Consider the following 1,000-nt stretch of genomic DNA (forward strand, 5'->3'; position numbering starts at 1 on the left):
CTAATAAACGAAACGCAGTTGAATGAAGCAATTGCTTCTCAGCAAGGCACTGATCTGCCCTTGGGTCAGATTCTCGTCGATAAAGGCTGGTTGAGTCGTAGACAGATTGACCAAGCTCTTAAAGTACAGAGTAAATTACGTAGCGCCATTGTTTCTTCGATTATTAGTTTATCTCCCTTGGCTTTGGTTGGTTGTGGCTCAGCAGCGACCTCTGACGAAGAACCTGTAGAAATTCAGCAAGTTGAAGAGCCTGGTGGGCAAGAGGCTCAGGGGAACAGTGAAGAGGCTTCCAACGATTCTTCAGATAATTCAAGCGATGCTGGAGATACTGGCGGCTCAGTAGTCGGTGGACAAGATGACAGTGGCTCTGACGACCAGCAAGCGGGCAGTGGGGAAAGTCAAAGCGGGTCGAGTGATTCTAGCGGTAGTGACAACGAAGGTTCTTCTGACGCTACTGACGGGCAGGAGCAAGAAGCGTCTCTCGGCGCTATAGAATTTAGCTGGGCTTATCCAAGTCAGCGAGCAGATGGTTCAGATTTCGAAGTTTACGAAATACAGGGCTTTAGAATCTATCAAGTTGCTGGTAACGGTGAGGTTGATACTGTTCATGAGGTCGATGGTCTAGATACCTCATATATTGTTACTGAGCTGGCCGATGGTGATTATCATTTTGCAATTACCGTTGTAGATACTGACGGCCTCGAAAGCGACTTATCCGACTCTATTTCTGTAACAATCTAATCGTCTTTTTTCAATAAAGCTCAGATTACCTGGATCTGAGCTTTTTAAGTTCTTTCAAAACAATTCTTAGTGGCTACGGCTACTTTTGTTTCCATATATCCTTGTTACTTGACTGGCTGCTTGACTGATTTCCGCGGGATTGCTTTTGAGTAGGGCGTCTTTTTGCTCTTCTAGGCTTATTTTTATCGGAGTCGGTCTTCGCCTGATTGCCGTGCTGCTCGGCTTTTGGCTTTTTGGGTTTCTTGGGCTTTTTTGCTTT

1 protein-coding gene and 1 pseudogene are annotated in these 1,000 nt (G+C 45.7%); one reads left to right on the forward strand and one right to left on the reverse strand.

The features are described 5' to 3' along the window. A pseudogene (locus tag A3735_RS07710) lies at window positions 1–741 on the forward strand (hypothetical protein); the annotation flags it as partial. 79 nt (window positions 742–820) lie between these two features. Here A3735_RS07710 and A3735_RS31755 read toward each other — a convergent pair. After that, window positions 821–1,000 (reverse strand): hypothetical protein (locus A3735_RS31755; protein WP_231882496.1); only part of this gene is annotated, 180 nt, incomplete at its 5' end.

This window comes from Oleiphilus sp. HI0061, from assembly GCF_001635675.1.